The following is a 25390-nucleotide window of genomic DNA, read 5'->3' as shown; positions in this document are numbered from 1 at the left end:
TCCCCGAGGTCAACACCTCTTTTTGCCTGACGAGGATGCAAGGAGGCCTCAATCATGAGGATCTTTTTGGTCGCTTTGCTGCTGGTCAGCATGCAAGCCGCTGCGCAGTCGGTTTTCCAGAATCCCGCGGTCTTCGTCATCCTGAACGAGCAGACTGCCGCGAACGCCGTGAGCGTCCAGCAGGCGCTGACGACGCTCGGCCGCTCCGACAACACGGCATGCGCGCCGATGATGATGATCGGCGACCCGCAGATGATTTACATGATGCCCGAGCAAGGCCACGCGCCATCGTGGCAATCGCCGGTGTACGGCCGCGGTGCGCCGTTCGAGGCGCAGAAAGGGCCGACGTCGACGGGCAAGACGGTCGGCGCGATGCAGCATGCCGAGGACATGCAGACGCAGCCGTGGAGCGACGGCAGCGCGATCACGCAGAAGATCGCCGGCGAGTCGAGCATGTCGGCGGCGGACCGGGTGAACGAGTGGCAGCGCAACGGGCTCGACAAGGTCGAGACGGCTCGCGCGACGGACGTAACGGTGAACGGCAAGACCTACCGTGCCTATCGCGACGATCTCAACCGGTCGGCGAAGCCGGTCATCGAGCCGCAGATCTACACGCAACGCGTCGTTTTCTGCCGATGACGAAACGTCAATCCGAGGACAGGCCAGCGCCGCGCCGCGGGACTACGAGATCCCGTTACACGCGACTCGGCAACGGCCGTTCCGATATACAACCCTAAGCGGCGAGGCCATCGTGAACTATTGCTGCCAGATCAGGGTGTCAGGCCCGCAGGATGTCGAACGGGAGGCCGGCACGATGCCGTTCCTCGCCATCCGACACAACCATGTCTCGCCGTCGCGGCCGCTCGTCTACCTGTCGCAGCAGCACGATGCCGCGCTCGTCGACTGTCTCGAGTTGCGCGGCTGGGACGTGTGGCGCGCGAAAACCGTTGCGGACGCACTGAATCTCGTCAAGGTAAACCGCCCGCATGCGGGCATCGTCGATTTCGGCAGCTTCGTGTCGCCCGACGTCGCGTCGTTCGAGGTGCTGCTGCGCGACCCGCGCGTCGGCTGGGTCGCGCTCGCCGACGGAGAGCGGCTGCGCGACATGTCCATCGCGCGCCTGATCCGCCACTGCTGTTTCGACTACGTGCGCAATGCGACGGCCTACACGACGATCGGCTATCTCGTCGGCCATGCGTACGGGATGCTGAAGCTCGCGGACGGTGACCCGATCGCGGATGCGGTGCCGGCGGGCGGCACGATGATCGGTTCGTGCGACGCGATGCGCCGGCTGTTCGCGACGATCCGCAAGGTCGCGAACACGGATGCCACCGTGTTCATCGCCGGGGAATCGGGCACCGGCAAGGAACTGACGGCGGCGGCGATCCACCAGCAGTCGGCGCGCGCCGATGCGCCGTTCGTCGCCGTGAACTGCGCGGCCATCCCGCCGACGCTGCTGCAGGCCGAACTGTTCGGCCACGAGCGCGGCGCGTTCACGGGCGCGCACCAGCGCAAGATCGGCCGCATCGAGGCCGCGCATGGCGGCACGCTGTTTCTCGACGAAATCGGCGACATGCCGTTCGAGAGCCAGGCGAGCCTGCTGCGGTTCCTGCAGGAAGGCAAGATCGAACGGCTCGGCGGGCACACGTCGATTCCGGTGGACGTGCGGATCGTGTCGGCGACCCACGTCGATCTCGAGGCCGCGATGCAGGCGGGGCGATTCCGCGCCGACCTGTACTACCGCCTGTGCGTGCTGCGCATCGACGAGCCGCCGCTGCGCATGCGTGGCCGCGACATCATGGTGCTCGCCGATTACATGCTGCGGCGCTATCGCGGTGACAGTTCGCATCGGATCCGCGGCTTCATGCCGTGCGCGGTCGAGGCGATCCACAACTATCCGTGGCCCGGCAACGTGCGCGAGCTGATCAACCGGATCCGGTTCGCGGTCGTGATGACGAACGGCCCGATGATCTCGGCCGCCGATCTCGAACTGCACACGTACACGTCGCGGCGGCCGACGACGCTCGCCGAGGCGCGCCGGCAGGCCGAGCGGCACGCGATCGAGGAAACGCTGATGCGTCACCGTCACCAGCATGCGGACGTTGCGGCGGAACTGGGCATTTCGCGGGCGACGCTGTACCGCCTGATGACCTCGCACGGGCTGCACGCCTGACGCGCGATTGCGCGCGTGAGCTCAAGACCGTGCGACTGCGGCCGTTAAAGCATGAAATGGCCCGTCCGGACCGCCGGCGCTTCGATGCGTGCGCGGCCGGCGCGAGGCGTATCACGCTTATCCGGGGTTATCGTGGCAGAGTGCAGTCACTGCGGCAGGACGTTCCTGGTCGGGGGGCAGTCGATCGACGGCCGCCGCTATTGCAGTCCGGCGTGCGCGCACGCGCATCCGATCGTCGTCGAGGCCGAACGGGTGCCTGACGCGAAGGTCAGGCAGTACGTCGACGACTGGCGGTATGGGCCGTGCCCGATCTGCCTGCGCGAAGGGCATCCGGTCGACGTCCACGCGTCGCATCGCGTCGTATCGCTGGTGTTCGTCACGCGCTGGGCGACGCGGCGCCACGTGTGCTGCCGCCGCTGCGGCCGCAAGAAGCAGGCGGTCGCGCTGCTTGCATCGGCCACGCTCGGCTGGTGGGGGCTGCCGTGGGGCATCGTGCTGACGCCGATCCAGCTCGTGCGCAAAGCGCTCGGGCTGGCCGCGCGCGATCCGGAGGTCGCGACCCGGCAATTCGAGGAGTTCGTGCGGCGCAAGCTGGCGGCGCGCCGGCTGCAGCGCGCGCGGCAGGGCGCCGGCACCTGATCGGGCGCCGCCACCCGGTCAGGCCGGCCGCTCGAAGCCCGATGCGACCCAGCGCTCGGCGCTGGCCTTGCTGAGCTTGAATCCGGCCGATACCTTCGCGTCGGCCAGCAGCTCGCCGTACGGATCGAACGCCTTGAGCTGCGCGTACGGCTCGAACTCGTCCGGCACGATGTCGAGCGTCACCGACACATCCTGCCCGGCTTCGTCCTGGATCGTCACTTCCTTGTGCAGCATCGCGCGCCGCTGCTGCTCGTGCCGCATCAGCACCTCGGTCGCGGTCTTCACGAGCGTGCGGAACGCGTTCGCGTCCATCGGCTTCGGGTTCTTCTTGTCGCGGCCCATGGTCCACGGCCCGACGAGCGCGGGTTCGGACTCGCCGTCCTTGATCATCTCGACGGCCCAGCCGTCGTCGTCTTCGTTCTTGATGATGCGGGCGGTCCAGCCGTTGTCGCGCCAGAGGCCGTCTTCGTGGATGGAGGTGTCGTCGGATTGCAGGTCGGATTCGGTCATGGGGAAAGCGGGGAGTACGGGCAGCCGGCATACGGGCAGCCGGCAAAAGGGCGGCGGCGCGCGGCCGTCATCGGCGCGTCGCCTGCCGCCGGGTGCCCGGAGTGGCATGCAAAGGCCGCAATTTTACCTGCTGGCGGGCCGCAAGGCCCGAGCGCCGCGCGAAACCGGCCGTCCGGCCGATGCCGGGCGCCCGAACCGGCGCAAATATCAAACTTGTATTACGTCCCCGACGGCCAATCCCGATGCCGTCCGATATCCGGCCCGCGCGCGGCTTCATAGAATCGACCTTCGGGCTAAAAATATCCCGAACGCCCTTTCAACGCCAAATCGGCCGCGCGCGTTCCGCGCCGCGCGGCCGGTGAACCACCTGGAACTGCGCATGAGGAAATTCAATGTTCGCATCGTCTTCGCGTACGACTGGCCGTTGACGCTGGCCGGCATCGAGCAGATCGCCGGCAGCGCCTGCGCAATCGAACTCGTCGCGGTCTATCGGAGCGCGGCCGAGCTGGTCGCGTCGCTCGGCGGCGTCGACTGCGACATCGTGCTGGTCGACTATTCGATCCGCGGCAACGAGCAGATGGACGGCCTCGCGCTGTTCGACTGGCTGCGGCGCACGCGCCCGAACGCGGGGATCGTCGTGCTGGTCGGGAACGAGAATCCGTTGATCTTCCGGTCGATCCTCGCGATCGGCGGCGTGAGCATCGTCAGCAAGTTCGACGAAGTCGGCCATATCGTCACGGCGATCCATTCGAGCTACAGCGGCGGGCGCTACCTGTCGCCGTGTGTCAGGCGCGCGGTCGATTCGATCGGTGAGCGCGGCGAGGCGCCCGTGAAGCTGTCGGCGCGCGAGATCGAGGTGATTCGCCTGTATCTGGCGGGCGTGCCGATCAAGACGATCGCGCAGCGCCTGAGCAAGGGCAAGCAGACGGTCAGCGCGCAGAAGATCAGCGCGATGAAGAAGCTCGGCGCGAACAACGACGTCGAGCTGATCCAGCGCGCGGCCGGGCTGGGGCTCGGCACCGGTGCGGCCGCGCCGCGGGCCGGCGGCGCGGCGTGAGTTGGCGCGTGCGGTGTCGTGCCCGCGCCGTCAGGCCGGCAACGCGAACCTTGTGACGGCATCGCGCAGCGCTTCGGCCTGATCGCGCAGCGAATGCGCGGCAGCTGCCGCCTGTTCGACGAGCGCCGCGTTCTGCTGCGTGACCTGGTCCATCTCGCCCACCGCGCGATTGACCTGCTCGATCCCGGCGCTTTGCTCGCGCGACGCATGGCTGATTTCGTCGAGGATCTCGTTCACGCGCCGCACCGACTGCACGAGCTCGGCCATCGTCTCGCCTGCGTGCGTGACGAGCGTCGCGCCGTGCTCGACGGTCTCGTTCGACGACACGATCAACGACTTGATCTCCTTGGCGGCCGTCGCCGAGCGTTGCGCGAGCGAGCGCACCTCGGCCGCGACCACCGCGAAGCCGCGGCCCTGTTCGCCCGCGCGCGCGGCTTCGACGGCCGCGTTCAGCGCGAGGATGTTGGTCTGGAACGCGATGCCGTCGATCACGCCGATGATGTCGCCGATCTTGTGCGAGCGGCCGGTGATCTCGTTCATCGTGCGCACGACGTCGTCGACCACCGCGCTGCCGCGCGTCGCGACCTGCGCAGCCTGGCCGGCGAGCGATGCGGCCTGCGCGGCGCTGTCCGCGTTCTGCTTCACGTTCGCGGTCATCTGGTCCATGCTCGATGCGGTCTGCACGAGCGCGGCCGCTTGTTCCTCGGTGCGCTGCGACAGGTCGGTGTTGCCGGACGCGATCTCGCTCGCGCCGACGTTGATGTTCTCGGTGCCCATCCGCACGCGCGACACCATGTCGATCAGCCCGCCCTGCATCGTGTGCAGCGCATGCAGCAGGCTGCCGCGATCGTCGTGCTTCACGGTCATGCGCGCGGTCAGGTCGCCCTGCGCGATGCGTTGCGCGGCGTCGAGCGCAACCTCGAGTTCGCCGCCGAGGCTTGCGCGCACGCTTTTCAGCACCAGCACCATCACGGCGGTCGCGATCGCGCCGAGCACGGCCGTCATCGCGAGCCAGCGGCCGATGCTGGCGAGCACGGCCGAGTGCACGTCGTTCATGTACATGCCCGTCACCAGATACCAGTCCCACGGCGCGAAGCGCTGCACGGCGCTGGTTTTTTCCTGCGGCTTGTCGGCGCCCGGCTTCGGCCACAGATACTCGACGAAGCCCTTGCCGCCTTCCAGGTTGCCGGCCTTCACGATCTCGACGAACAGGTGCTTGCCGTTCGGATCGGTGAAATTCGACACGTCCTTGCCGTTGAGCTCGGCCTTGATCGGATGCATCACGATTGCGGGCTTCGAGTCGTTGATGGAGACGTAGCCGTCGGCGCCGTGGCGCATCGCGGCGATCGCTTCGAGCGCCTTCTGCTTCGCGTCGGCTTCCGGCATCGCGTTCTGCTGCGACAGCTTGTAGAAATGGTCGGTCACGCTCGCGGCCTGCGCGACCAGCGCGGCAAGCTGATCGCGGCGGTCTTCGATCATCGATGCGCGCGTCTGCCACGCGCCAAGCCCGGCGATCACGAGCAGGCCGAGCCACAGGATGACGATCATCGAGGCGAGTTTCTGATTCAGGGAAAGGTTGCGCATGGTGTGTGGTCGGTCAGTCGAGGAGCTCGCCGGAGCGGCGTGACGGGATAAGTATCTTGTCGGCGCGCAACGCGCGTTGCCGTAGACGGGTAATCCCTAAGAAGCGACCGGATGCCGACCCCGGCGCCAATGCCTTCGATGCCGATACGGGTATCTATGCATATGCATAAACGGGGTCGCTATACTGTCGGGGCAATTGCGCGCGCCGGGCGCCCGGGTTGGCGGCGGCGCGGCGCCGAATGAAACCGAAAGGAGGCAACGATGCGAATTCTGGTGGTAGGAGCCGGCGCGGTCGGCGGATACTTCGGCGGCCGGCTGGTCGCGGCGGGGCGCGACGTGACGTTCCTGGTGCGCGACGGCCGCGCGGCCGCGCTGGCGCGCGACGGGCTGCTGATCCGCAGCCCGCGCGGCGACCTGACGCTCGCGAACGTGCAGACCGTGCGCGCGGGCGATGCCGGCGCCGGGGTTGCGCCGTTCGACCTCGTGCTGCTGAGCTGCAAGGCGTACAGCCTCGACGACGCGATCGCGTCGTTCGCGCCGTTCGTCGGGCCGCAGACGCTGATCCTGCCGATGCTCAACGGGATGCGACATCTCGACGTGCTGCGCGACCGGTTCGGCGCCGCGCAGGTGCTCGGCGGGCTGTGCGTGATCGCGGCGACGCTCGATCGCGAGCAGCGCATCGTGCACCTGAACGACACGCACGGCGTGTCGTTCGGCGAACTCGCCGGCGGCGAATCGCCGCGCGTGCGCGCGGTGGCCGACGTGCTCGGCGGCGCGGGCTTCGACGCGACGCTCAGCGACGACATCGCCGCACGGATGTGGGAGAAGTGGGTATTCCTCGCGACGCTCGCCGCGAGCACCTCGCTGTTCCGCGGCTCGGTCGGCGACATTCTCGCCGCGCCGGACGGCCGCCGCCTGCTCGAGACGATGCTCGGCGAATGCAGCGCGATCGCCGAACACAACGGCCACCGGCCCGACCCGGCGGCGATCGAGCGGATGCAGCGGATGGTGCTGACGCCGTCGCCGCTGACCGCGTCGATGCTGCGCGACGTCGAGAACCATGCGCGCGTCGAAGCCGATCACGTGATCGGCGATCTGCTCGCGCGCCGCGATCCGCAGGCGGACGATGCGCTGTCGCTGCTGCGGATCGCGTACAACCACCTGAAGGCGTACGAAGTGCGCACCGCACGCGAGCACGCGGCTGCGTAATCGCCGGCATCGGCATCGGCATCGGCACCGGCACCGGCATCGGCGCATCGTCCGGGCCGTCGCGCCGGTGCGTTCCGCGCTGCACAAATTTGCCGTCTGGCGCCGTTTGCGGCCGGAAAGCGCAAAAAAGTATCGAAAATCAGGCGTAAAGTTGGTGGAGCCGCGCGCTCGATCGACCTACATTGCTTCCCATGCGACCGGTCGCGTCGCCGCGCGAAACACGCGGCGCACGCGCGAACAGCCGAACAGGCCGGCCAGCGAGTCATGGGAATGGAGACGCCAAGATGATGCACCCCGATCTCGAAGTGGTCGAAGTGCGACGCGACGAGTCGTTCAAGGTCTGGTCGCACGGCTATCCGTATCGCACGATCCGCTGGCATTTCCATCCCGAATTCGAACTGCACCTGATCGTCGCGACCAGCGGCAAGTATTTCGTCGGCGATCACATCGGCTCGTTCGGCCCCGGCCACCTCGTGCTGCTCGGCCCGAACCTGCCGCACAACTGGGTCAGCGACATGGCCGAAGGCGAAACCGTCGAGCGCCGCAACCTCGTGATCCAGTTCGCCCCGGCATTCGTGCGCCGCTGCATGGACGCGTTTCCCGAATGCCGCGATGCGCAGGCGCTGCTCGACGACGCGCGGCGCGGCGTCGGCTTCGACGAAGCGACCAGCGCCGCGATCGCGCCGCTGTTCGACGACCTGCTGGCGGCGCGCGGCATGCGCCGCATCGCGCTGTTCATGACGATCCTCGAACGGCTTTGCGGCGCCGACGAGCGCGCGCTGCTCGCGAGCCCCGCGTACGACCAGGCCGATGTCACGCCCACGCGGCTCAGCCATGCGCTGTCGTATATCGGCAAGAACCTCGCATCCGAGTTGCGCGAGTCCGAACTCGCGCAACTGACCGGGCAGAGCGTCAGCGCATTCTCGCGCGCGTTCCATCGCCAGACGGGCATGCCGTTCGTCCAGTACGTGAACCGGCTGCGGATCGAATCCGCGTGCCAGATGCTGCTTGCCGACGACGCGAGCATCACCGACATCTGCTTCCAGGCCGGCTTCAACAACGTATCGAACTTCAACCGCCAGTTCCGCGCGGTGAAGGGGATGGCGCCGTCCGAATTCCGTGCGCTGCAGCGCCTGAACGCGCGCAGCCGCGAGCTTGCGCTGCATGCGGCGCCCACCGGCAACCCGATGCCGCCGCGCGTGCTGACGCCCGGCGCGCCCGAACTCGCGCCGCAGCCCGGATGATCGCCGGGCCGTCGCCCGCCTGACTTTTCCACGCCGTTTCACCCAGCCGATCGCGTCGCTCACGTCGCGAGGGGCTCGTTCAACCACGAAAAAGCCGCACACCGCGGCTCACATAGCGCCGGAGCAAGCGCTGACGCGCAAACGCCGGCCGACCATGGAGACACCGTCATGACGAAAGCATCGCCCGCTTCATCCCCCCGCCGCGCCGCACGCGTGACGGCCTTCGCCGCGCTCGCCGTCGCGGCCTTGCTGCCCGCCGTCGCGCATGCCGCGCCGCTGCGGATCGGCATGACGTTCCAGGAGCTGAACAACCCGTATTTCGTGACGATGCAGAAGGCGCTGAACGATGCGGCCACAACGATCGGCGCGCAGGTCGTCGTCACCGACGCGCATCACGACGTCAGCAAGCAGGTGAGCGACGTCGAGGACATGCTGCAGAAGAAGATCGACATCCTGCTCGTGAACCCGACCGATTCGACCGGGATCCAGTCGGCGATCACACAGGCGAAGAAGGCCGGCGCGGTGGTCGTCGCCGTCGATGCGAATGCGAACGGGCCGGTCGATTCGTTCGTCGGCTCGAAGAATTATGACGCGGGCGTGATGTCGTGCGAATACCTCGCGAAGGCGATCGGCGGCAGCGGCGAGGTCGCGATCCTCGACGGCATTCCGGTCGTGCCGATCCTCGAACGCGTGCGCGGCTGCAAGGCCGGGCTCGCGAAATTCCCGAACGTGAAGCTCGTCGACACGCAGAACGGCAAGCAGGAGCGCGCGACCGCGCTGTCGGTCACCGAAAACATGATCTCCGCGCGTCCGAACCTGAAGGGCATCTTCAGCGTGAACGACGGCGGCTCGATGGGCGCGCTCGCGGCGATCGAGGGCTCCGGCAAGGACATCAAGCTGACGAGCGTCGACGGCGCGCCCGAGGCGATCGCCGCGATCCAGAAGCCGAACTCGAAGTTCATCGAGACGACCGCGCAGTTCCCGGCCGACCAGGTGCGCATCGCGCTCGGCATCGCGATCGCGCGCAAGTGGGGCGCGACGGTGCCGAAGGCGATCCCGGTCGACGTGAAGGTCGTCGATCGCAGCAATGCGAAGGGCTTCAGCTGGTGAACGACGTGCGATGCGACGCGAAGGGCGGCGGCATGGCCGACGCCTTTCGCACGGAGAAGCCGATGGAAACGATACTCAGGCTCAGCCACATCACGAAAAGCTTTCCGGGCGTGAAGGCGCTGTCCGACATTCATCTCGAGATCGCGCGCGGCGAGATCCATGCGCTGCTCGGCGAGAATGGTGCGGGCAAGTCGACGCTGATGAAGATCCTGTGCGGCATCCATCAACCGGATGCCGGCACGATCGAAATCGACGGCACCGCACGCCGTTTCGCGAACTATCACGAGGCGGTCGCGGCGGGCGTCGGCATCGTGTTCCAGGAATTCAGCCTGATCCCGCACCTGGACGCCGTCGACAACCTGTTTCTCGGCCGCGAGCTGCGCACGCGCTGGGGCGCGCGCGACCGCACGCGGATGCGCCGCGCGGCGGCCGTCATTTTCGCGCGGCTCGGCGTGTCGATCGATCTCGACGCGCCGATTCGTGTGCTGTCGGTCGCGCAGCAGCAGTTCGTCGAGATCGGCAAGGCGCTGTCGCTCGATGCGCGCATCCTGATCCTCGACGAACCGACCGCCACGCTCACGCCGGCCGAGGCCGAGCACCTGTTCGCGATCATGCGCGAGCTGAAGCGGCAGGGCGTCGCGATGATCTTCATCTCGCATCACCTCGACGAGATCTTCACGGTGTGCGACCGCATCACGGTGCTGCGCGACGGCCAGTACGTCGCGACGACCGACGTCGCGCACACGGACGTCGAACAGCTCGTGCGGATGATGGTCGGCCGCCGGATCGAGAGCAGCTTTCCGCCGAAGCCCGCGCTGCCGACCGACACGCCGGCCGTGCTCGAAGTCGATGCGCTGCAGATCGAGCGCGACGGCCCGGTGAACCGCTTCGCGCTGCGGGCCGGCGAGATCCTCGGCTTCGCCGGGCTCGTCGGGTCGGGCCGCACGGAAACCGCGCTCGCGGTGATCGGCGCGACGCGTGCGCACCGCAAGGACGTGCGCGTGCGCGGCGCGGCGGCGAAGCTCGCCGATCCGGCCGACGCGCTGCGCGCGGGCATCGGCATCCTGCCGGAAAGTCGCAAGACGGAAGGGCTCGTCACGTCGTTCTCGATCCGCGACAACATCTCGCTGAACAACCTCGGCAAGTACCGGTCGATGCGCTGGCTGATCGACCGTCGCAGCGAGGCGCGCGCGACGCACGACGTGATGCGGCGCGTCGGCGTGAAGGCGCCGTCGATCCATACCGAAGTCGCGACGCTGTCCGGCGGCAACCAGCAGAAGGTCGTGATCGCGCGCTGGCTGAACCATCACACGTCGGTGCTGATCTTCGACGAGCCGACGCGCGGCATCGACGTCGGCGCGAAAGCCGAAATCTACGGGCTGATGCGCGAACTCACCGCGCGCGGCTACGCCATCATCATGATCTCGTCCGAGCTGCCGGAAATCGTCGGCATGTGCGATCGCGTCGCCGTGTTCCGGCAGGGCCGCATCGAGGCGACGCTCGAAGGCGACGAGATCGATCCCGACACGGTCATGACCCATGCCACGGCCGGCACGCGAGGAGCGACCCATGAACCTGCCTGATTCTTCTTCCACGCCTTCCACGACGCTCGCGGCCGCAGCCGGCGATGCGCCGCCGCCCCGCGCGATGTGGGCGCAGCTGCGGCGCTCGACGCTGTTCTATCCGCTCGTCGGCCTCGTCGTCGTGTGCATCGCGATGATGGTCGCGAGCCCGAGCTTTCTGTCCGCCACGAACCTCGAAAACGTGCTGCGCCAGGTGTCGATCAACGCGATCATCGCGGTCGGCATGACCTGCGTGATCCTGACGGGCGGGATCGACCTGTCGGTCGGCTCGGTGATGGCGCTGTCCGGCACGCTTGCGGCCGGGCTGATGGTCGCGGGCGTCAACGCAGTCGCCGCGCTCGCGATCGGCATTGCGGTCGGCTTCGGGTTCGGCTTCCTGAACGGCGTGTTCGTCGCGTTCGCGGGGATGCCGCCGATCATCGTCACGCTCGCGACGATGGGCATCGCGCGCGGCCTCGCGCTGATCTACACCGGCGGCTATCCGATCGACGGGCTGCCCGACTGGGTCGCGTTCTTCGGTAGCGGCAAGGTGCTCGGCATCCAGGCGCCCGTGCTGATCATGCTGGTGGTCTATGCGATCGCGTGGCTGCTGCTCGACCGCATGCCGTTCGGCCGCTACGTGTATGCGATCGGCGGCAACGAGCAGGCGACGCGGCTCACCGGCGTGCGCGTCGCACGCGTGAAGCTGATCGTCTACACGCTGGCCGGGCTCACGTCGGCGCTCGCCGCGATCGTGCTGACGGGCCGGCTGATGAGCGGGCAGCCGAACGCGGGCGTGGGCTTCGAACTCGACGCGATCGCGGCCGTCGTGATGGGCGGCACGTCGATCTCCGGCGGGCGCGGCGCGATCCTCGGCACGCTGGTCGGTGCGCTGCTGCTCGGCGTGCTCAACAACGGGCTGAACATGATCGGCGTGAACCCGTATGTGCAGAACGTGATCAAGGGCGGAATCATCCTGCTCGCGATCTATATCAGCCGAGAACGATCGCGGTAACGAGCGATCGATCAGCTATCCGAATCATCAACGAAAGAGACAACTCATGACGACACCCGAAGCCCAGCCGCGGATGACCGCGGTCGTCTGCCACGGCCCCGAGGACTATCGCGTCGAACAGGTCGCGAAGCCGCACCCCGGCGCGAACGAGCTCGTGATCCGCATCGCCGCGTGCGGAATCTGTGCGAGCGACTGCAAGTGCTATACGGGCGCGAAGATGTTCTGGGGCGGCCCGAACCCGTGGGTGAAGGCGCCCGTGATTCCCGGCCATGAATTTTTCGGCTACGTCGAAGTGCTCGGCGACGGCGCGGCCGGGCATTTCGGCGTGGCGTTGGGCGACCGCGTGATCGCCGAGCAGATCGTGCCGTGCGGCAAGTGCCGCTATTGCAAGTCGGGGCAGTACTGGATGTGCGAAGTGCACAACATCTTCGGCTTCCAGCGCGAGGTCGCCGACGGCGGGATGGCCGAATACATGCGCATTCCGCCGACCGCGCTCGTCCACAAGATCCCGCTCGGCGTATCGCTGGAAGATGCCGCGATCATCGAGCCGCTGTCGTGTGCGATCCATACGGTGAACCGCGGCGACGTCCAGCTCGACGACGTCGTCGTGATCGCGGGCGCGGGCCCGCTCGGGCTGATGATGACGCAGGTCGCGCACCTGAAGACGCCGAAGAAACTCGTCGTGATCGACCTGATCGACGAGCGGCTCGAACTCGCGCGCGAGTACGGCGCCGACGTGACGATCAACCCGCAGCGCGACGATGCGCGCGCGATCGTCCGCGCGCTGACCGATGGCTACGGCTGCGACGTCTACATCGAAACGACCGGCGCGCCGGTCGGCGTGAACCAGGGGCTCGACCTGATCCGCAAGCTCGGCCGCTTCGTCGAATTCAGCGTGTTCGGGGAGGATGCGACCGTCGACTGGTCGATCATCGGCGATCGCAAGGAACTCGACGTGCGCGGCGCGCACCTCGGGCCATACTGTTATCCGGTCGCGATCGACCTGCTTGCGCGCGGGCTCGTCACGTCGAAAGGCATCGTCACGCACGGTTTCGCGCTCGAGGACTGGGACGACGCGATCCGCGTCGCGAAATCGCCCGAATCGATCAAGGTGCTGCTGAAGCCGGCCCGCTGATGGCCGGCGTGCGCCTCACCGGAGACATCATGGAATACGTCATAGGCGTCGACATCGGCACGCAGAGCACCAAGGCGCTGCTCGTCGACCGGCACGGCGCGATCGTCGCGCGGCGCTCGGCCGGCTACCAGCCCGATACGCCGCGCCCGCTGTGGGCCGAGCAGTGGCCGCAGGTATGGTTCGACGCGGTGCTCGAATGCATCGCGGGCTGCGTGAGCGATGCGCGCGCGCAGGGCGTGCCGGCCGATGCGATCCGCGCGGTGTGCGTGAGCAGCCTGTACGGCGGCTCGGGCATTCCGGTCGACAGCGACATGCGGCCGCTCCATCCATGCCTGATCTGGATGGACCGGCGCGCGACCGCGCAAGTCGACTGGGTCAGCACGCACGTGAACGTCGAGCGGCTGCGCGTGATCACGGGCAACGGCGTCGACAGCTACTACGGCTTCACGAAGATGCTGTGGCTGCGCGACCAGCGGCCGGACGTGTGGGCGAACGTGCGCTATTTCCTGCCGCCGAACGCGTACGTGATCTACCTGCTGACCGGCGAAGTCGCGGTCGATCACAGTTCGGCCGGCAACATCGGCGGCGTGTACGACGTCGCGCGCCGCGAGTGGTCCGACGACGCACTCGACATGCTCGGCATTCCGGCGACGATGATGCCCGAGCGGCTCGTCGATTCGACGGAGATCGTCGGCGGGTTGCTGTCGCAATGGACCGAGCAGCTCGGGCTGCCGGCCGGCACGCCTGTCGTCGCGGGCGGCGTCGATGCGGCCGTCGCGACCTTCGCGGCCGGTGCGACGCGCACCGGGCAGCATGTCGCGATGATCGGCACCAGCATGTGCTGGGGCTACGTGAACCGGCACGTCGATGCGCGGCACGGGCTCGTCAGCATGCCGCACGTATTCGACGGTCAGCGCGACCTGTACGTGTTCGGCGGTGCGATCACGGCCGGCGCATCGGTCGCGTGGTTTCGCGACCAGTTCTGTCATGCCGAAATCGATGCGGCACGCCTGCTGCCGCACGGCGATCCGCACGTGTTGCTCGAGGAAGCGGCCGAAAGCGTGCCGGCCGGTGCCGACGGCGTGCTGTTCCTGCCGTACCTGATGGGCGAGCGCAGCCCGGTGTGGGATGCGAAGGCGAGCGGCGCATTCGTCGGGCTGAGTTTCGCGCATACGCGGGCGCACCTTTATCGCGCGGTGCTCGAAGGCGTCGCGTTCGCGCTGCGGCACAACATCGAGGCCGGCCGCCGCGGGGCGGTGGCGCTGGACAACCGGCTGATCGTCGTCGGCGGTGCCGCGCATTCGGCGCTGTGGATGCAGATCATCGCGGACGTGACGGGCTTTCCGGTGTGGACGATCGAGCAGGATGTCGAAGCCGCGATGGGTGCCGCGCTGCTCGCGGGTGTCGGGGCAGGGCTCGTGTCGCACGACGACGCGCAGGGCGGTTGGGTCACGCTCGTCGAGCGCGCGCGGCCCGATGCCGAACGTGCGCAAGCGTATACGGCGCGCTTCGCGCTCTATACAGCGCTGTATCCGGCGCTCAAGGCGATCATGCACGGGTTGCACACGCCATCATGAAGACACGATTCGATTTCAGCGGTTTGCGGGTGCTCGTCACGGGTGCATCGAGCGGCATTGGGCGCGCGTGCGCGGTCGCACTGGCGCAGGCGGGCGCGCGGGTCGTCGCGGCAGGGCGCGACCTGGCCGCGCTCGATGCGCTTGCCGGCGAGACTGCGTGCGATACGTTGCGCATCGATGTCGGCGGCGACGAACACGCGATCGATGCCGCGCTCGCTGCTCACGATGCGTTCGACGGCCTCGTCAATTGTGCAGGGATCGCGTCGCTCGAAGCGGCGCTCGAGGTCAGCGCCGGGCATTTCGACCGCGTGATGGCCGTCAATGCGCGGGGCGCGGCGCTCGTCGCGCGGGCGGTGGCACGGAAGATGATCGCGCGCGACGGACGCGGCGCCGGGCATGTACGGGGCAGCATCGTCAACGTATCGAGTCAGGCCGCGCTCGTCGGCTTGCCCGCGCATCTGAGCTATTGCGCGTCGAAGGCGGCGATGGACGCGATCACGCGCGTGCTGTGCATCGAACTCGGGCCGCACGGCATTCGTGTGAACAGCGTGAACCCGACGGTCACGCTCACGCCGATGGCGCAGTTCGCGTGGAGCGAACCGGAGAAGCGCGCGCCGATGCTGGCGGCGATTCCGCTCGGGCGATTTGCGGAGCCGGGCGAGGTCGTCGAGCCGATCCTGTTTTTGCTGAGCGATGCGGCGTCGATGATCAGCGGCGTGTCGTTGCCGATCGACGGCGGGTATACGGCGCGATAGGCCACGTCATGCGGTGACGGGTGACGGGTGACGGGCGACGGGCGGCCGGCTGCCGTCGACCGCGCATGACGGGAAATAGGGGCGAATGTGCGGAGCAGCCGACGCGCGGCTAGACCGGGTCTTTGCTCGGCGGTCCGTCCGGTTGCTGCGGGTTGTCGTGGTGATGACCCGGCGGCGGCGACAGCGGGTCGTCTTCCGGATCGCGGTTCGGGTCGGCCGGTGGCTCGGGTGTCGGGGTCGTGTGATCGGTCATGGAGGGCTCGCGCAATGCGTGACGGCGGCGGCGCGGAGGGCGCGCCTCGTCTTCGTTATAGCCAATCGGGCGAGCATTTGCAGCGGGATTCTTGCGGCGGGTTGTCGGTCGTCGGCGAAATTCGTGAAGCGGCGATTATCGAATGGGATCCTGCAACGCAACGTGCATTGCGTTGAGTGATCCGCGCGATCGCGGTCAGCGCAGATCCTGCGGCGTGTCGACGTCGCGCAGGATGCCGGGATCGTCGACGTCGAGCAGTTTCACCGGCGCGCTGGCGAACAGCGCGCGAGCGCCCATGTCGCCGTCGAGGGCGGCGAGCGCATCGAAGTGGTGCGCGGCGAAGCCGACCGGGTGGCCCCGCACGCCGCGATGCGCGGGTGCGACGATCGACGCATCGTCGGCATCGAGCGCGCGCGTGACGGCTTCGTAGGTCGATGCCGCGATCCACGGCATGTCGCCGAGCGCGACGAGCCAGCCGTTCGAATCGGGCGTGGCGCGCACGCCGGCCGCGAGGCTCGCGCCCATCCCGCGCGACGCGTCGGGCGCATAGACGACCTGGCAGCCGGCTTCGTTCAGCAGAATCGCGAGTTTTTCGGCGCCGGGACGGACGACGGCGATCACGTCGGCCGTGGCCGCCGCGAGATGGCGGGCGGCCGCGACCGCGACCGGCGTGCCGTCGGGAAGCAGCGCGAGCAGCTTGCTGTGCAGGCCGCTCGGGTCGAAGCGTTGACCGAGGCCGCCGGCGAGCAGGACGCCGGTGACGAGTGACGCATAGGACATCGGCGCGGGGGGAGTGAGACAGGTGCTGCGATTGTGCGGGAGCGGGCGGGGATCGGCAAGTGAGGATGTCACCGGGTCGCGCCTGTCAGATCGGAAAGACCGCCGTCACGCACCTTCGTCGAGCATGTTTTCGTCGACGGGGCCGTAAATCGCGTGCGATTCACGCTGCATGACGGCCCAATAGCGGTCGCCGAACGACCAATGCCACCATTCGGACGGGTAATTCGTGAAGCCGGCGCCGGTCAGCGCGGCGATCAGCACGTGGCGATTGCGCGCGGCCGTACGGCTGATGAATACGTTGTGCGTATAGCACGCGCCGGACGATTCCTGGTCGGTGGCGTCGAGTACGCAGCCCATGTCGAGCTCGGCGCCGCCGGCGGACATCAACGTCAGGTCGACGGCAGCGCCGGTCGGATGGCCCGCGACTTCGGGTGGCGCGACGTAGTGGCTCGCGAGTTCGTACAGCGCGTCGTCGGACGGCGGCGGATTCAGCGTCGCACGCAATTGCGCGAGATGGCTGGTGAAGTATTCGCGCTGAAGTGCGAGCGGACGATAGCCTTCCTTGACGTACAGGCGCAGGCCGTCGGGGAGCGCGTGCGCGGCGGCAACCAGCCGTTCGGCGACACCGCTGCGTACCTTCAGGAAATGCGGACTCGGGTTCGAAACGACGCTGCGCGAGAGGTCGACGGCGATGCGTTCATCGAACGTGGCGAGATCGACGAACCCTTCGTGCGACTCCATCAGGGCGATCGACCGGACGACGGGATCGGAGAGCGGTATCACGATGGCGGGCGGGGTGGCGCGATGACGGTTGCGGGCCGTGAGCGGGCCGCCCGGGATTCGTGCTCCGTCGCGGGTGGCCGATCCTGGTCGTTTTGATCAGACGAATCGCCAATATGCCAGAGTCCGGCGGAGGACGTGCTGCGGTTTGGCAGGTGGGCGGGCGACGCTTACCAGAGCGTCTTCACGTGCGCGTAAGCGCGGATTTTTTCGTCGCGAGTGACGAGCGGTGCGCCGAGCCGCCGCGCGGTGGCGACGATCATGCGGTCGGCCGGATCCTTGTGGAACGTGCCGGGCAGGGTGGTGGATTTCGCGGCGATGTCGGCATCGACGGGCACGAAGCGCATGCCGTCGATCTGCGCGACCGTGGCGAGCCACGCGTCGACATCCATCGTCAGTACGAGGCGGTCGTTGCGCACCAGCATCGCAATCTCCCACGCGGAGATCGCGGATGCGGCGAGCGCGCCTTCGCTGCGCGCGCGATCGATTGCGCTTCGCGCTTTCTTGCTGAGCGAAGCATCGCCCGCCACCCACCACACCAACGCATGCGTATCCAGCACGATCACCGCGACGCCTCCCAATCATCTTCCGCAATCGGATCGAGAGGATTGTCGTAGCGCATGACCGAGCCGCGCAATATGTCCAACGGCTGAGCCTCGCGTGCGTGATACGGCCGGATCTCGAGCGTCGGCTTGCCGTGATCGGTGACGATCAGGCTTTCGCCGGACGACTCGACGAGCCGGAAGTATTCGAGTGCGCGAGCCTTGAAATCGGATTTCGAAACGGGAGCGTGCGGCATCATGATATGGACATGGTCATGTGACGATAGTCATTTTATGACGGTGCGGCGGAGGGAGGCAAGTCGCGACGGTCAGGTGTCACAGGATGCATGCAAAGCGCGACAGCGTGTGGCGATGCCGGGGGCCGGAAGACGGAAGACGCTGCGGGCCTTGCTCACGTGCTTGCTGTGATCTAGATTTTTTCTATCCGGGTTCTCAGGCGGGAGGGACTGCCATGGAACTGAGCGTAGAACGTGTCGATGTCTGGGCGGCAACCATCGACGACAAGCCGGGCGGCCTCGCGGCAGTATTAGGCGCCCTGCGGACTGCCGGTGCAGACTTGCAGTTCATCATCGCACGCCGCACAGCGGAGGCGCCGGGCAAGGGCGTCGTGTTTGTCGCGCCATTGCAGGGCGACGCGGTGATTCGCGCGGCCACGCAGGTGGGGTTCAGCGTCACCCCGAGCGTTCACTCCGTCCGCGTAATGGGTCTGGATCAAATGGGCATCATCGGGCAACTGACCCAGATGCTCGCGGACGGCTCGATCAATCTTCGTGGCGTCTCGGCCGCCGTGCTGGGTTCCCAGTTCATTGCCTATTTCGCGGTCGATTCGGTGGACGATGCAGACAAGGCGATCGATATCCTGCAGCGGGCATAAGGCGGCTGCGCTGGACGGTGGACTGGCTTGGCCGGATGGGGGCACGCGTTTCAGGACGTTGCGGGGCCCCGCCGCATGGCTCAGGTATCCGCCCACCGTCTCAGCAGGTTGTGATAGATCCCGGTGAGCGCGATCACGCCCCGGTCGTGCGCCCCTTTGTCCGCAGAGAGCTGCTGAATTTGCGTATCGAGCTGGAACAGCAGCGTGCGGTCGGCATCGTCGCGCACCATGCTCTGGATCCAGAAGAACGACGCGACGCGCTCGCCGCGCGTCACGGGCGTCACGTGATGCAGGCTCGACGCCGGATACAGCACGAGATCGCCCGCCGGCAACTTGGCGCGATGCACGCCGTACGTATCCTCGACACACAGCTCGCCGCCGTCGTACGCATCGGGTTCCGCGAGAAACAGCGTTGCCGACAGATCGCTGCGCACGCGGAAATCCGTGCCGCGCAGCAGCCTGATCGCATTGTCGACGTGCGTGCCGAACGTCTCGCCGCCTTCATAGCGGTTGAACAGCGGCGGAAACACCTTGAGCGGCAGCGCCGCCGAAAAGAACAGCGGATGGCGCGCGAGCGCATCCTGGATCGCGTCGCCGACCGCGCGGGCAACCGGCGAGCCTTCCGGCAATTGCCGGTTGCGTTTGGCAAGCGCCGACTGCGCGCCGGATGTCACGTTGCCGTCGACCCATTCGGCTGCATCGAGCAGGTCGCGGCATTGCGCGACCTGCGCTTTGGTCAATACACCGGGGACTTGAAGCATCATGATGCGGATTCCATAACGTGCGGCGCCAGTTGCATTGCCGCCGAGCGAAACGCGTCGATCGGCGACGACGCGAGATACGCGCGCATCTTTGCGATAAACGCGGGCGTTGCGGTGGCTGGCACGCGCGCGAGCCAGACGAGCGCTTCGTCGATGCGCCCGCGCGCGGCAAGCAGCCGTGCAAAGTTGAACTGGCCGCGGAAGTCGCCGGCAACGGCTGCGCGGCGATAGTGGTCGAACGCGGCGTCGGTGTCGACGGACACGACCCAGCCGTCCTCGTAGAAGCCGCCGATCAGGTTGATCGATTTCGCATGGCCGAGCGCGGCCGCGCGGCGGAACCAGTCGAGTGCGTCGGCGCGATTCTCGTCGACGCCGTTGCCGAGCGCGAGCGCCGTCGCGAAGTTGTACATGCCCCAGTCGAGCCCCGCCTGCGCGGCGAGCCGGTACCAGTACACGGCGACCGGCGCGCACGCGGCCGTGCCCCAGCCGAACTCGTAGCAGCGGCCGAGCATGTTCATCGCCATCGGATGGCCGGCCCGCGCGGCGTGCCGGAACCAGTTGAACGCAGCGGCCGGATCGCGCGCGACGCCGTGCCCGTCGAGCAGGTACTGCCCGTAGACGGCCTGCGCATCGACGATGCCGTTGTCGGCCGCCGCCGCGACCCACGCGGCGGCGCGCTCGGGCGGCCCGGCCAGGATGTCGGCGAACTCGCGCGGCGATACCGACGCGAGCGCCTTCAGTGACACGGCTTCCATCGATCAGTAGCGCGCGTTCAGCGTGACGAATGCCGAGCGGCCCGGTGCGATCGACGCGTAGTGCGCCGGATACGCCTGATCGAAGTACGTGCGGTTGAACAGGTTGTTCACGTTCAACTGCAGGTCGAGCTTCTTGTTGATCCGGTACTGCGCCATTGCATCGAAGCGCCAGTACGACGGCACGGCGCGCAGGTTCGCGGGATCGCCGAACACTTCCGACATATAGAACGCGCCGCCGCCGACCGTGAACTTCGGCGTCACGTCGTAGTTCGACCACATCGTGAGGCTGTGCTTCGGCGTGTTCGGGAAGCGGTTGCCGTTGTTCGCCGCGTCCTTGCCGTTGTCGCGCAGCGCGCTCTTCATGTACGTGTAGCCGCCGAACACCTGCCACTGCTTCGTGATCTGCCCTGCGACACCGAGTTCGAGACCTTGCACGCGCTTGTTGCCGACCATCGCGTACTGGTTGTTCGGCAGCGTCACGCGCGCGTTCGTCGTGTCGATCTGGAACAGCGCGGCGGTCAGCGCGAGCTTGTCGTTCAGCACGTTCCACTTCGTGCCGAGCTCGATGCTGCGGTTCTTCTCGGGAGACAGTTGATCGGCGTTCGGACCGACGCCGCCACGGCCCGGCGTGAGCGACTGCGTCTCGCTGCCTTCGCCGAGCAGCATGCCGGCCGGCGTCGACGACGTCGCATACGACGCGTAGATGCTGCCGTTCTGCGCGGGCTTGAACACGAGGCCGGCCTGCCAGTTCACGAGCGTGTCGTCGCGCGTATAGGTTTTGCCGCCGTTGGCCTTGGTGTCGGTGAAGCGGGTCGAGTAGTCGTCGACGCGCACGCCGGCATTGACCTGCCAGCGCGGCGTGATCTCGATCGTGTCGAAGCCGTAGATCGACTTGGTCGTGGTGCGCGCATGCGCGAAGTCGTTGTTGCGCGTGATCGAGCCGGCCCACGGATCGTTCGGGTTCGGCGACCACAGGCTCGTGCAGTTGTAGCCCGACGCCGCACCGATGCCTTTCTGGCAGATCTTGCCGGTGTCGGTCGCCACCGTGTACGAATCGCGCTTGCCCCATTCGCGCGACAGCTCGATGCCGGTCGTGAAGCTGTGCTTGAACGGGCCCGTGCGGAATTCGCCGAACAACTCGGTCAGGTTCGCGAGGCTGTTGATCGAGCTGTTGCGGTTGTTGTTGCGGCGCCAGACCTTGCCGTTGACCACGTTGCCCTGGCTGTCGTCCGGCTGCGTCCAGATGTAGTCCTGTGTCGATTCCGTATAGCGCGTGGTGTTGCGGATCGTCAGCGACGACGTGATGTCGTGCTCGATCTTGATCGTGCTGATGTCCGACGTGGTCTTGCGGAAGTCGCGGTCGATCAGGCCGTAGAAGTTGTGGCGGTCGACGGGCGCCGGATAGATCGTGCCGACGTTAGCGGGCTTGTTCGACGTCGTATAGAAATACGGGATGCCGCCGTCGGGCATGTCGTCGGTCGACAGGTGGTAGTAGCTTGCGGTCACGCGCGTCGGCGTGCCGAGGCCGAACGCGATTGACGGGGCGACGCCCCAGCGCTCGTTGTTGACGGCGTCGCGGCCGGCGACGTCGTTGTTGTGGCTCATCAGGTTCAGGCGGAATGCGGCGTGATCGGCGAATTGCCAGTTGCCGTCGGCCGTGAAGCGGCGATAGCGGTCGGTGCCGAGGCCCGCGCTCGCGCTGGCCGTCGTGCCGAGGTGCGGGGCTTTCGTGATTAGGTTGATGCTGCCGCCGGCGCCGCCGCGGCCGCCGTATGCGCCGTCGGAACCCTTGGTGATCTCGACGCGTTCGGTGTTGAAGATCTCGCGCGTCGTGGCGCCCGTGTCGCGCATGCCGTCGACGAACATGCTGCCCTGCGTGTCGTAGCCGCGGATGAACGGACGGTCGCCTAGCGGGTTGCCGCCTTCGCCGGCGCCGAACGTGATGCCGGGCACGGTGCGCAGCGCTTCGGTCAGCGTCGACGCGCCGCTGTTCCGGATCAGTTCCTGCGGGATCACGGTGACGGATTTCGGCGTGTCGACGAGCGGCGCGGTGAATTTCGCGGAAGCGGAAAAGTCGGCCTTGTAGCTGTGCTCGGTCTTGCCCTGGATCTCGATCGGCGCGAGATGGCCTTCGGTGCTGGACGGGGCCGGCGGCGGCGTGCCGTCGGCGAATGCAGGGCTCGCGGCGAGCACGCTGCACAGGGTGGTGAATTTGCCGAGCTTCAACTCGTCGGAACGGGACTTCATGGTGCGCTTCGACCTCGCGATGTGACCCCGGAGGCTGGGTGCTACGGAAAGGTGCACACCGCCGGGAATTATTACGATTTGTTTTCAGCCGGCATTCTATGTAATTTTCCGTTAAATGAGAAGCGTTCTTGTTCTCGTTTGTAAGGGGATTGTTGACGAATGTTACGAGGCGGATGGGCGGGGAAGATTGGCCGATTGGCCAGATGTGACGGGCTTGTCGGGCCGGGTAGAGTGGCTGTGTCGTGATTGACTCGGTATGACAGCAAGGTGCTGATATGACTGCATTGAAAGCAATTCTAGTGAGGCGCGTCATGCCGGTGATCACCGTTCGAAATTTGCCCGATGAAGTGCATCGCGCACTTCGGATTCGCGCGGCCCAGCATGGGCGCAGCACCGAGGCCGAGGTGCGTGACATTCTCGAGCAGGCCGTCCTGCCAGGCGGGCGGCTCAAGCTGGGAACGTTGCTGGCGGAAATCGGGCGGGAGGCTGGGGGAGTCGATTTCGACGTCCAGCGCGACAAGATGCCAACCAATCCGATGAGCTTCGAATGATCCTTGTTGATACGAATGTCATTGCCGAACCGCTGCGACGCGAGCCGAGTGCGGCCGTGATCGAGTGGCTCGATGCCCAGAACGCCGAGACGCTGTTTCTCGCCGCGATCAGTCTCGCCGAAATTCGATTCAGCGTTGCGACGTTGCCGGAAGGGCGAAGGCGGGAACAGCTGCATCAGCGCATCGAGCAGCGTGTGCTGTCGCTGTTTCGAGGCCGGATCCTGCCGTTCGACGATGCGGCGAGCAAAGCGTATGCGAGCCTTTGGGCGCGAGCCCGTGCCGCAGGTAATGCGATCGCGCCTGTCGATGCTTTTGTCGCCGCCACGGCCGAGGCGAACGGCCTGATTGTGGCCACGCGCGACGTCGCGCCGTTCGAGGCGGTGGGGCTTCGCGTGATCGATCCGTGGGCGCGGTAGTTCGCGGTTACCAGGCGCCATAAACTGCGCCGAAACTGAAAACGCGCCGTGCAACACGGCGCGTTCCGCGTCAGGCATGCGCGCCCGGCCCATGAAGCAATGGCAGGCGGGCGCGAGACCTCCGATACAACTCAATCGACCCCGTGAAACACCGCATCCTCCGGCCCGAGGTATGCGGGCGGGCGCCACGTCGCGTCGCGCATCGAATGCTGGACGAGGTTCTCGACGCCGAGCAGCACCGCGAAGATCGCCATCCGCACCGGAATGCCGTTGTCGGTCTGCCGGAAGATCGCGAGGCGCGGGTCGCGGTTCAGGTCGACCGACAGGTCGTTCGCGCCGGGCCGGCTGTCGCGCGGCAGCGGGTGCATGATCAGCGTGTCGGGTTTGCAGACCGAGTCGACGAGCGCCTGGTTGATCTGGAAGTCCGGCGTGTAGCCCTCGAACGATTCGTCGGTGAAGCGCTCTTTCTGGATCCGCGTCGCGTAGACGACGTCCGCGCCGCGCAGCCCGGCCGCGAGGTCGGTCGTCTGCTCGATCACATGGCCGTTCGTCGAGATCTGGTCGATGATGTAGGCGGGCATCTCGAGCATCGGCGGCGACACGAGCGTGAACTTGAGCCCGCGGTACAGCGCGAGCAGCTTGACGAGCGAGTGCACGGTGCGGCCGTACTTGAGATCGCCGACCAGCGCGATGTGCGCGCCGTCGACGATCTTGCCGAGCCGCGAGAACTCGCGCTGGATCGTATAGAGATCGAGCAGCGCCTGGCTCGGGTGTTCGCCGGGGCCGTCGCCGCCGTTGATCACCGGCAGGTTGGTCGCACGCGCGAACTCGGCCACCGAGCCTTTCTCCGGGTGGCGGATCACGAGCGCGTCGACGTAGCCGGCCATCACGCGGCTCGTATCGTAGATCGATTCGCCCTTGGCCATCGACGAGAACGTGAAGCCCGTCGTGTCGCACACCGAGCCGCCGAGCCGGCAGAACGCCGCGCCGAACGACACGCGCGTGCGCGTGCTGGCCTCGAAGAACAGGTTGCCGAGCACGGCGCCTTCCAGCACACGCGAAATCTTGTGGCGCCGCGCGATCGGCTGCATCACGTCGGCCACGCGGAACAGCGCTTCGACCGACTCCCGCGAGAACTGGTCGACCGACAGCAGTTGCGGCTTGCCTTCGAACAGGAACTGCTTCGCGAGCCCGTGATTGTCTACGCTTTGCGTATAGCCCCCGCCTTCCGGTGCCGAACGCTCGACGATTTCCGACACGAAGCGCTCAACGATCTCGGGCATCCCGCGCGATTCCTGCGAATCATCGGGCAGCAGCCACGTATCCAGCGCGCGCCGGCTGACGCCGATGCGATTGGCGAACGCTTCGCGGGTCATGTTGAGGCGGCGCATCGCGTCGCGGAGGAAGGCTTGCTGGGGAACGGTCATCGGCGGCTCCTGACGAAAAATATACGCGGTGCGTATATTAGTTCGTGGCGCAGTGAAGTCAAGGAAAATCTGCGTGATCGGGCCGTGTGGCGCGTGTGACATTCGACGGGCTCGTACTGGCGCGCGGCATTCGTCTCCGTATAATCAGGTCAGGCCCCGTGCCCTGCATCGGCAGGGCGCCATGCCGCAAACGATTCGCCCGGTCGGGCTTGTTGATTCGAAGGAGAATGAGAATGACGCGTACGATTGCTGCAATGTTGCTGGTGGTGACCGCCGCGCTCGCCGGCTGCAATACGGTCGCCGGCATGGGCCAGGACATTTCGAAGGGCGGCCAGGCGATCAGCGATACGGCCGAAAAGGCCAAGTAAGGCAACCGGTTCCGGAATGCAGAAGGCGCTGGGCCGTCCTGCGAT

The 25390-nt window shown here is 67.0% G+C and carries 28 protein-coding genes; 17 read left to right on the top strand and 11 right to left on the bottom strand.

Translation table 11 applies throughout. The annotated features are described in order from the left end of the window. The first annotated feature begins 54 nt into the window (after positions 1-54). From R9B84_RS29405 to R9B84_RS29395, 3 genes are all read left to right on the top strand, one after another. The gene (locus R9B84_RS29405; protein ID WP_423763458.1) at positions 55-639 is read left to right on the top strand and encodes a hypothetical protein; all 585 of its coding nucleotides are present in this window, start codon (positions 55-57) and stop codon (positions 637-639) included. Between the two features lie 112 nt (positions 640-751). Continuing rightward, positions 752-2173, top strand: coding sequence for a sigma 54-interacting transcriptional regulator (locus tag R9B84_RS29400; protein WP_423763457.1), 1422 nt, complete (start codon positions 752-754; stop codon positions 2171-2173). Positions 2174-2305: 132 nt separating this feature from the next. Continuing rightward, positions 2306-2812: a hypothetical protein gene (locus tag R9B84_RS29395; RefSeq protein WP_423763456.1), complete on the top strand. Its 507-nt coding sequence runs from the start codon at positions 2306-2308 to the stop codon at positions 2810-2812. An 18-nt stretch (positions 2813-2830) separates the two neighbouring features. Here the strand turns inward: R9B84_RS29395 and R9B84_RS29390 are convergent, their stop codons facing one another. Then, positions 2831-3322 (bottom strand): hypothetical protein, encoded by a 492-nt coding sequence (locus R9B84_RS29390; RefSeq protein WP_096473838.1) that lies wholly within the window; start codon positions 3320-3322, stop codon positions 2831-2833. Between the two features lie 379 nt (positions 3323-3701). Here R9B84_RS29390 and R9B84_RS29385 point away from each other — a divergent pair, with 379 nt between their 5' ends. After that, positions 3702-4379 carry a LuxR C-terminal-related transcriptional regulator gene (locus R9B84_RS29385; protein ID WP_423763455.1) on the top strand — a complete coding sequence of 226 codons (678 nt, stop codon included), beginning with the start codon at positions 3702-3704 and terminating at the stop codon, positions 4377-4379. Positions 4380-4409: 30 nt separating this feature from the next. Here R9B84_RS29385 and R9B84_RS29380 read toward each other — a convergent pair whose 3' ends face one another. Continuing rightward, on the bottom strand, positions 4410-5963 hold the full coding sequence (locus tag R9B84_RS29380; protein WP_423763454.1) for a methyl-accepting chemotaxis protein: 1554 nt from the start codon (positions 5961-5963) through the stop codon (positions 4410-4412). A 261-nt stretch (positions 5964-6224) separates the two neighbouring features. Between R9B84_RS29380 and panE the strand changes: the two genes are divergently transcribed. From panE to R9B84_RS29340, 8 genes are all read left to right on the top strand, one after another. Continuing rightward, positions 6225-7172, top strand: a complete 948-nt coding sequence (gene panE, locus R9B84_RS29375) for a 2-dehydropantoate 2-reductase (protein ID WP_423763453.1) — start codon at positions 6225-6227, stop codon at positions 7170-7172. Between the two features lie 284 nt (positions 7173-7456). After that, positions 7457-8416 (top strand): AraC family transcriptional regulator, encoded by a 960-nt coding sequence (locus R9B84_RS29370; protein WP_423763452.1) that lies wholly within the window; start codon positions 7457-7459, stop codon positions 8414-8416. Positions 8417-8584: 168 nt separating this feature from the next. Further along, the gene (locus R9B84_RS29365; RefSeq protein ID WP_423763451.1) at positions 8585-9526 is read left to right on the top strand and encodes a substrate-binding domain-containing protein; all 942 of its coding nucleotides are present in this window, start codon (positions 8585-8587) and stop codon (positions 9524-9526) included. Between the two features lie 62 nt (positions 9527-9588). Then, positions 9589-11109, top strand: coding sequence for a sugar ABC transporter ATP-binding protein (locus tag R9B84_RS29360; protein ID WP_423763450.1), 1521 nt, complete (start codon positions 9589-9591; stop codon positions 11107-11109). After that, positions 11096-12103 carry an ABC transporter permease gene (locus R9B84_RS29355; RefSeq protein ID WP_423763449.1) on the top strand — a complete coding sequence of 336 codons (1008 nt, stop codon included), beginning with the start codon at positions 11096-11098 and terminating at the stop codon, positions 12101-12103. The genes R9B84_RS29360 and R9B84_RS29355 overlap by 14 nt, the downstream gene beginning before the upstream one ends. A 46-nt stretch (positions 12104-12149) precedes the next feature. Further along, positions 12150-13238, top strand: a complete 1089-nt coding sequence (locus R9B84_RS29350) for an alcohol dehydrogenase catalytic domain-containing protein (RefSeq protein ID WP_423763448.1) — start codon at positions 12150-12152, stop codon at positions 13236-13238. A 29-nt stretch (positions 13239-13267) separates the two neighbouring features. Further along, positions 13268-14815, top strand: a complete 1548-nt coding sequence (locus tag R9B84_RS29345) for an FGGY-family carbohydrate kinase (RefSeq protein ID WP_423763447.1) — start codon at positions 13268-13270, stop codon at positions 14813-14815. Next, positions 14812-15570 carry an SDR family oxidoreductase gene (locus R9B84_RS29340; protein ID WP_423763446.1) on the top strand — a complete coding sequence of 253 codons (759 nt, stop codon included), beginning with the start codon at positions 14812-14814 and terminating at the stop codon, positions 15568-15570. Before R9B84_RS29345 ends, R9B84_RS29340 begins: the two co-directional genes overlap by 4 nt. A 109-nt stretch (positions 15571-15679) precedes the next feature. Here the strand turns inward: R9B84_RS29340 and R9B84_RS29335 are convergent, their stop codons facing one another. Next, a complete protein-coding gene (locus R9B84_RS29335; RefSeq protein ID WP_164992046.1) occupies positions 15680-15823 on the bottom strand; it encodes a hypothetical protein in 144 nt (47 codons plus the stop codon). 14 nt (positions 15824-15837) lie between these two features. On the opposite strand from R9B84_RS29335, the gene R9B84_RS29330 reads away from it, so the two are divergent. Then, positions 15838-15999, top strand: a complete 162-nt coding sequence (locus R9B84_RS29330; protein WP_423763445.1) for a hypothetical protein — start codon at positions 15838-15840, stop codon at positions 15997-15999. Between the two features lie 19 nt (positions 16000-16018). Here the strand turns inward: R9B84_RS29330 and R9B84_RS29325 are convergent, their stop codons facing one another. The 4 genes from R9B84_RS29325 to R9B84_RS29310 all read right to left on the bottom strand — a co-directional run bounded on the left by R9B84_RS29325 (position 16019) and on the right by R9B84_RS29310 (position 18185). Continuing rightward, entirely contained in the window at positions 16019-16603 is a 585-nt protein-coding gene (locus R9B84_RS29325; RefSeq protein WP_423763444.1) for a nucleotidyltransferase family protein, read from the bottom strand. A 105-nt stretch (positions 16604-16708) separates the two neighbouring features. Next, positions 16709-17344: a M15 family metallopeptidase gene (locus R9B84_RS29320; protein WP_423763443.1), complete on the bottom strand. Its 636-nt coding sequence runs from the start codon at positions 17342-17344 to the stop codon at positions 16709-16711. A gap of 209 nt (positions 17345-17553) precedes the next feature. Further along, positions 17554-17949: a type II toxin-antitoxin system VapC family toxin gene (locus tag R9B84_RS29315; protein WP_423763511.1), complete on the bottom strand. Its 396-nt coding sequence runs from the start codon at positions 17947-17949 to the stop codon at positions 17554-17556. Further along, complete coding sequence (locus R9B84_RS29310; protein ID WP_047902809.1) at positions 17946-18185, bottom strand: type II toxin-antitoxin system Phd/YefM family antitoxin; 240 nt, start codon at positions 18183-18185, stop codon at positions 17946-17948. The genes R9B84_RS29315 and R9B84_RS29310 overlap by 4 nt, the downstream gene beginning before the upstream one ends. A 212-nt stretch (positions 18186-18397) precedes the next feature. Here R9B84_RS29310 and R9B84_RS29305 point away from each other — a divergent pair, with 212 nt between their 5' ends. Continuing rightward, complete coding sequence (locus R9B84_RS29305; protein WP_423763442.1) at positions 18398-18820, top strand: amino acid-binding protein; 423 nt, start codon at positions 18398-18400, stop codon at positions 18818-18820. Between the two features lie 80 nt (positions 18821-18900). On the opposite strand, the gene R9B84_RS29300 is transcribed toward R9B84_RS29305, so the two are convergent. From R9B84_RS29300 to R9B84_RS29290, 3 genes are read right to left on the bottom strand one after another with little or no spacing between them, the layout of a single operon-like run. Then, positions 18901-19584 (bottom strand): Fe2+-dependent dioxygenase, encoded by a 684-nt coding sequence (locus R9B84_RS29300; protein ID WP_423763441.1) that lies wholly within the window; start codon positions 19582-19584, stop codon positions 18901-18903. Then, positions 19581-20336, bottom strand: coding sequence for a tetratricopeptide repeat protein (locus R9B84_RS29295; protein ID WP_423763440.1), 756 nt, complete (start codon positions 20334-20336; stop codon positions 19581-19583). The genes R9B84_RS29300 and R9B84_RS29295 overlap by 4 nt, the downstream gene beginning before the upstream one ends. A gap of 3 nt (positions 20337-20339) precedes the next feature. Then, positions 20340-22583 (bottom strand): TonB-dependent receptor, encoded by a 2244-nt coding sequence (locus R9B84_RS29290; RefSeq protein ID WP_423763439.1) that lies wholly within the window; start codon positions 22581-22583, stop codon positions 20340-20342. Between the two features lie 311 nt (positions 22584-22894). On the opposite strand from R9B84_RS29290, the gene R9B84_RS29285 reads away from it, so the two are divergent. Continuing rightward, on the top strand, positions 22895-23134 hold the full coding sequence (locus R9B84_RS29285; RefSeq protein WP_423763510.1) for a FitA-like ribbon-helix-helix domain-containing protein: 240 nt from the start codon (positions 22895-22897) through the stop codon (positions 23132-23134). Then, positions 23131-23550, top strand: a complete 420-nt coding sequence (locus R9B84_RS29280; RefSeq protein WP_423763438.1) for a type II toxin-antitoxin system VapC family toxin — start codon at positions 23131-23133, stop codon at positions 23548-23550. The genes R9B84_RS29285 and R9B84_RS29280 overlap by 4 nt, the downstream gene beginning before the upstream one ends. A 131-nt stretch (positions 23551-23681) precedes the next feature. On the opposite strand, the gene R9B84_RS29275 is transcribed toward R9B84_RS29280, so the two are convergent. Beyond that, the gene (locus tag R9B84_RS29275; protein ID WP_423763437.1) at positions 23682-24977 is read right to left on the bottom strand and encodes an aspartate carbamoyltransferase; all 1296 of its coding nucleotides are present in this window, start codon (positions 24975-24977) and stop codon (positions 23682-23684) included. 233 nt (positions 24978-25210) lie between these two features. Between R9B84_RS29275 and R9B84_RS29270 the strand changes: the two genes are divergently transcribed. Next, positions 25211-25345: an entericidin A/B family lipoprotein gene (locus R9B84_RS29270; protein ID WP_009688930.1), complete on the top strand. Its 135-nt coding sequence runs from the start codon at positions 25211-25213 to the stop codon at positions 25343-25345. The last annotated feature ends 45 nt before the right edge of the window (positions 25346-25390 follow it).

The sequence above is a fragment of the Burkholderia sp. NLJ2 genome (genome assembly GCF_049487195.1).
In the GTDB taxonomy this organism is placed as follows: Bacteria; Pseudomonadota; Gammaproteobacteria; order Burkholderiales; family Burkholderiaceae; genus Burkholderia; species Burkholderia pyrrocinia.
The sequence above is the reverse complement of the archived record's forward strand: the minus strand, read 5'-3'. Positions and strand labels throughout refer to the sequence as shown.

Excerpts from the sequence above, each read along its gene's own strand:
- R9B84_RS29405 (WP_423763458.1), top strand. The coding sequence starts at position 55 with ATGAGGATCTTTTTGGTCGCTTTGCTGCTGGTCAGCATGCAAGCCGCT.
- R9B84_RS29390 (WP_096473838.1), bottom strand. The coding sequence starts at position 3,322 with ATGACCGAATCCGACCTGCAATCCGACGACACCTCCATCCACGAAGAC.
- R9B84_RS29385 (WP_423763455.1), top strand. The coding sequence starts at position 3,702 with ATGAGGAAATTCAATGTTCGCATCGTCTTCGCGTACGACTGGCCGTTG.
- R9B84_RS29380 (WP_423763454.1), bottom strand. The coding sequence starts at position 5,963 with ATGCGCAACCTTTCCCTGAATCAGAAACTCGCCTCGATGATCGTCATC.
- panE (WP_423763453.1), top strand. The coding sequence starts at position 6,225 with ATGCGAATTCTGGTGGTAGGAGCCGGCGCGGTCGGCGGATACTTCGGC.
- R9B84_RS29370 (WP_423763452.1), top strand. The coding sequence starts at position 7,457 with ATGATGCACCCCGATCTCGAAGTGGTCGAAGTGCGACGCGACGAGTCG.
- R9B84_RS29365 (WP_423763451.1), top strand. The coding sequence starts at position 8,585 with ATGACGAAAGCATCGCCCGCTTCATCCCCCCGCCGCGCCGCACGCGTG.
- R9B84_RS29360 (WP_423763450.1), top strand. The coding sequence starts at position 9,589 with ATGGAAACGATACTCAGGCTCAGCCACATCACGAAAAGCTTTCCGGGC.
- R9B84_RS29355 (WP_423763449.1), top strand. The coding sequence starts at position 11,096 with ATGAACCTGCCTGATTCTTCTTCCACGCCTTCCACGACGCTCGCGGCC.
- R9B84_RS29350 (WP_423763448.1), top strand. The coding sequence starts at position 12,150 with ATGACGACACCCGAAGCCCAGCCGCGGATGACCGCGGTCGTCTGCCAC.
- R9B84_RS29345 (WP_423763447.1), top strand. The coding sequence starts at position 13,268 with ATGGAATACGTCATAGGCGTCGACATCGGCACGCAGAGCACCAAGGCG.
- R9B84_RS29340 (WP_423763446.1), top strand. The coding sequence starts at position 14,812 with ATGAAGACACGATTCGATTTCAGCGGTTTGCGGGTGCTCGTCACGGGT.
- R9B84_RS29335 (WP_164992046.1), bottom strand. The coding sequence starts at position 15,823 with ATGACCGATCACACGACCCCGACACCCGAGCCACCGGCCGACCCGAAC.
- R9B84_RS29330 (WP_423763445.1), top strand. The coding sequence starts at position 15,838 with ATGCGTGACGGCGGCGGCGCGGAGGGCGCGCCTCGTCTTCGTTATAGC.
- R9B84_RS29325 (WP_423763444.1), bottom strand. The coding sequence starts at position 16,603 with ATGTCCTATGCGTCACTCGTCACCGGCGTCCTGCTCGCCGGCGGCCTC.
- R9B84_RS29320 (WP_423763443.1), bottom strand. The coding sequence starts at position 17,344 with ATGGAGTCGCACGAAGGGTTCGTCGATCTCGCCACGTTCGATGAACGC.
- R9B84_RS29310 (WP_047902809.1), bottom strand. The coding sequence starts at position 18,185 with ATGATGCCGCACGCTCCCGTTTCGAAATCCGATTTCAAGGCTCGCGCA.
- R9B84_RS29305 (WP_423763442.1), top strand. The coding sequence starts at position 18,398 with ATGGAACTGAGCGTAGAACGTGTCGATGTCTGGGCGGCAACCATCGAC.
- R9B84_RS29300 (WP_423763441.1), bottom strand. The coding sequence starts at position 19,584 with ATGATGCTTCAAGTCCCCGGTGTATTGACCAAAGCGCAGGTCGCGCAA.
- R9B84_RS29295 (WP_423763440.1), bottom strand. The coding sequence starts at position 20,336 with ATGGAAGCCGTGTCACTGAAGGCGCTCGCGTCGGTATCGCCGCGCGAG.
- R9B84_RS29290 (WP_423763439.1), bottom strand. The coding sequence starts at position 22,583 with ATGAAGTCCCGTTCCGACGAGTTGAAGCTCGGCAAATTCACCACCCTG.
- R9B84_RS29285 (WP_423763510.1), top strand. The coding sequence starts at position 22,895 with ATGCCGGTGATCACCGTTCGAAATTTGCCCGATGAAGTGCATCGCGCA.
- R9B84_RS29280 (WP_423763438.1), top strand. The coding sequence starts at position 23,131 with ATGATCCTTGTTGATACGAATGTCATTGCCGAACCGCTGCGACGCGAG.
- R9B84_RS29275 (WP_423763437.1), bottom strand. The coding sequence starts at position 24,977 with ATGACCGTTCCCCAGCAAGCCTTCCTCCGCGACGCGATGCGCCGCCTC.
- R9B84_RS29270 (WP_009688930.1), top strand. The coding sequence starts at position 25,211 with ATGACGCGTACGATTGCTGCAATGTTGCTGGTGGTGACCGCCGCGCTC.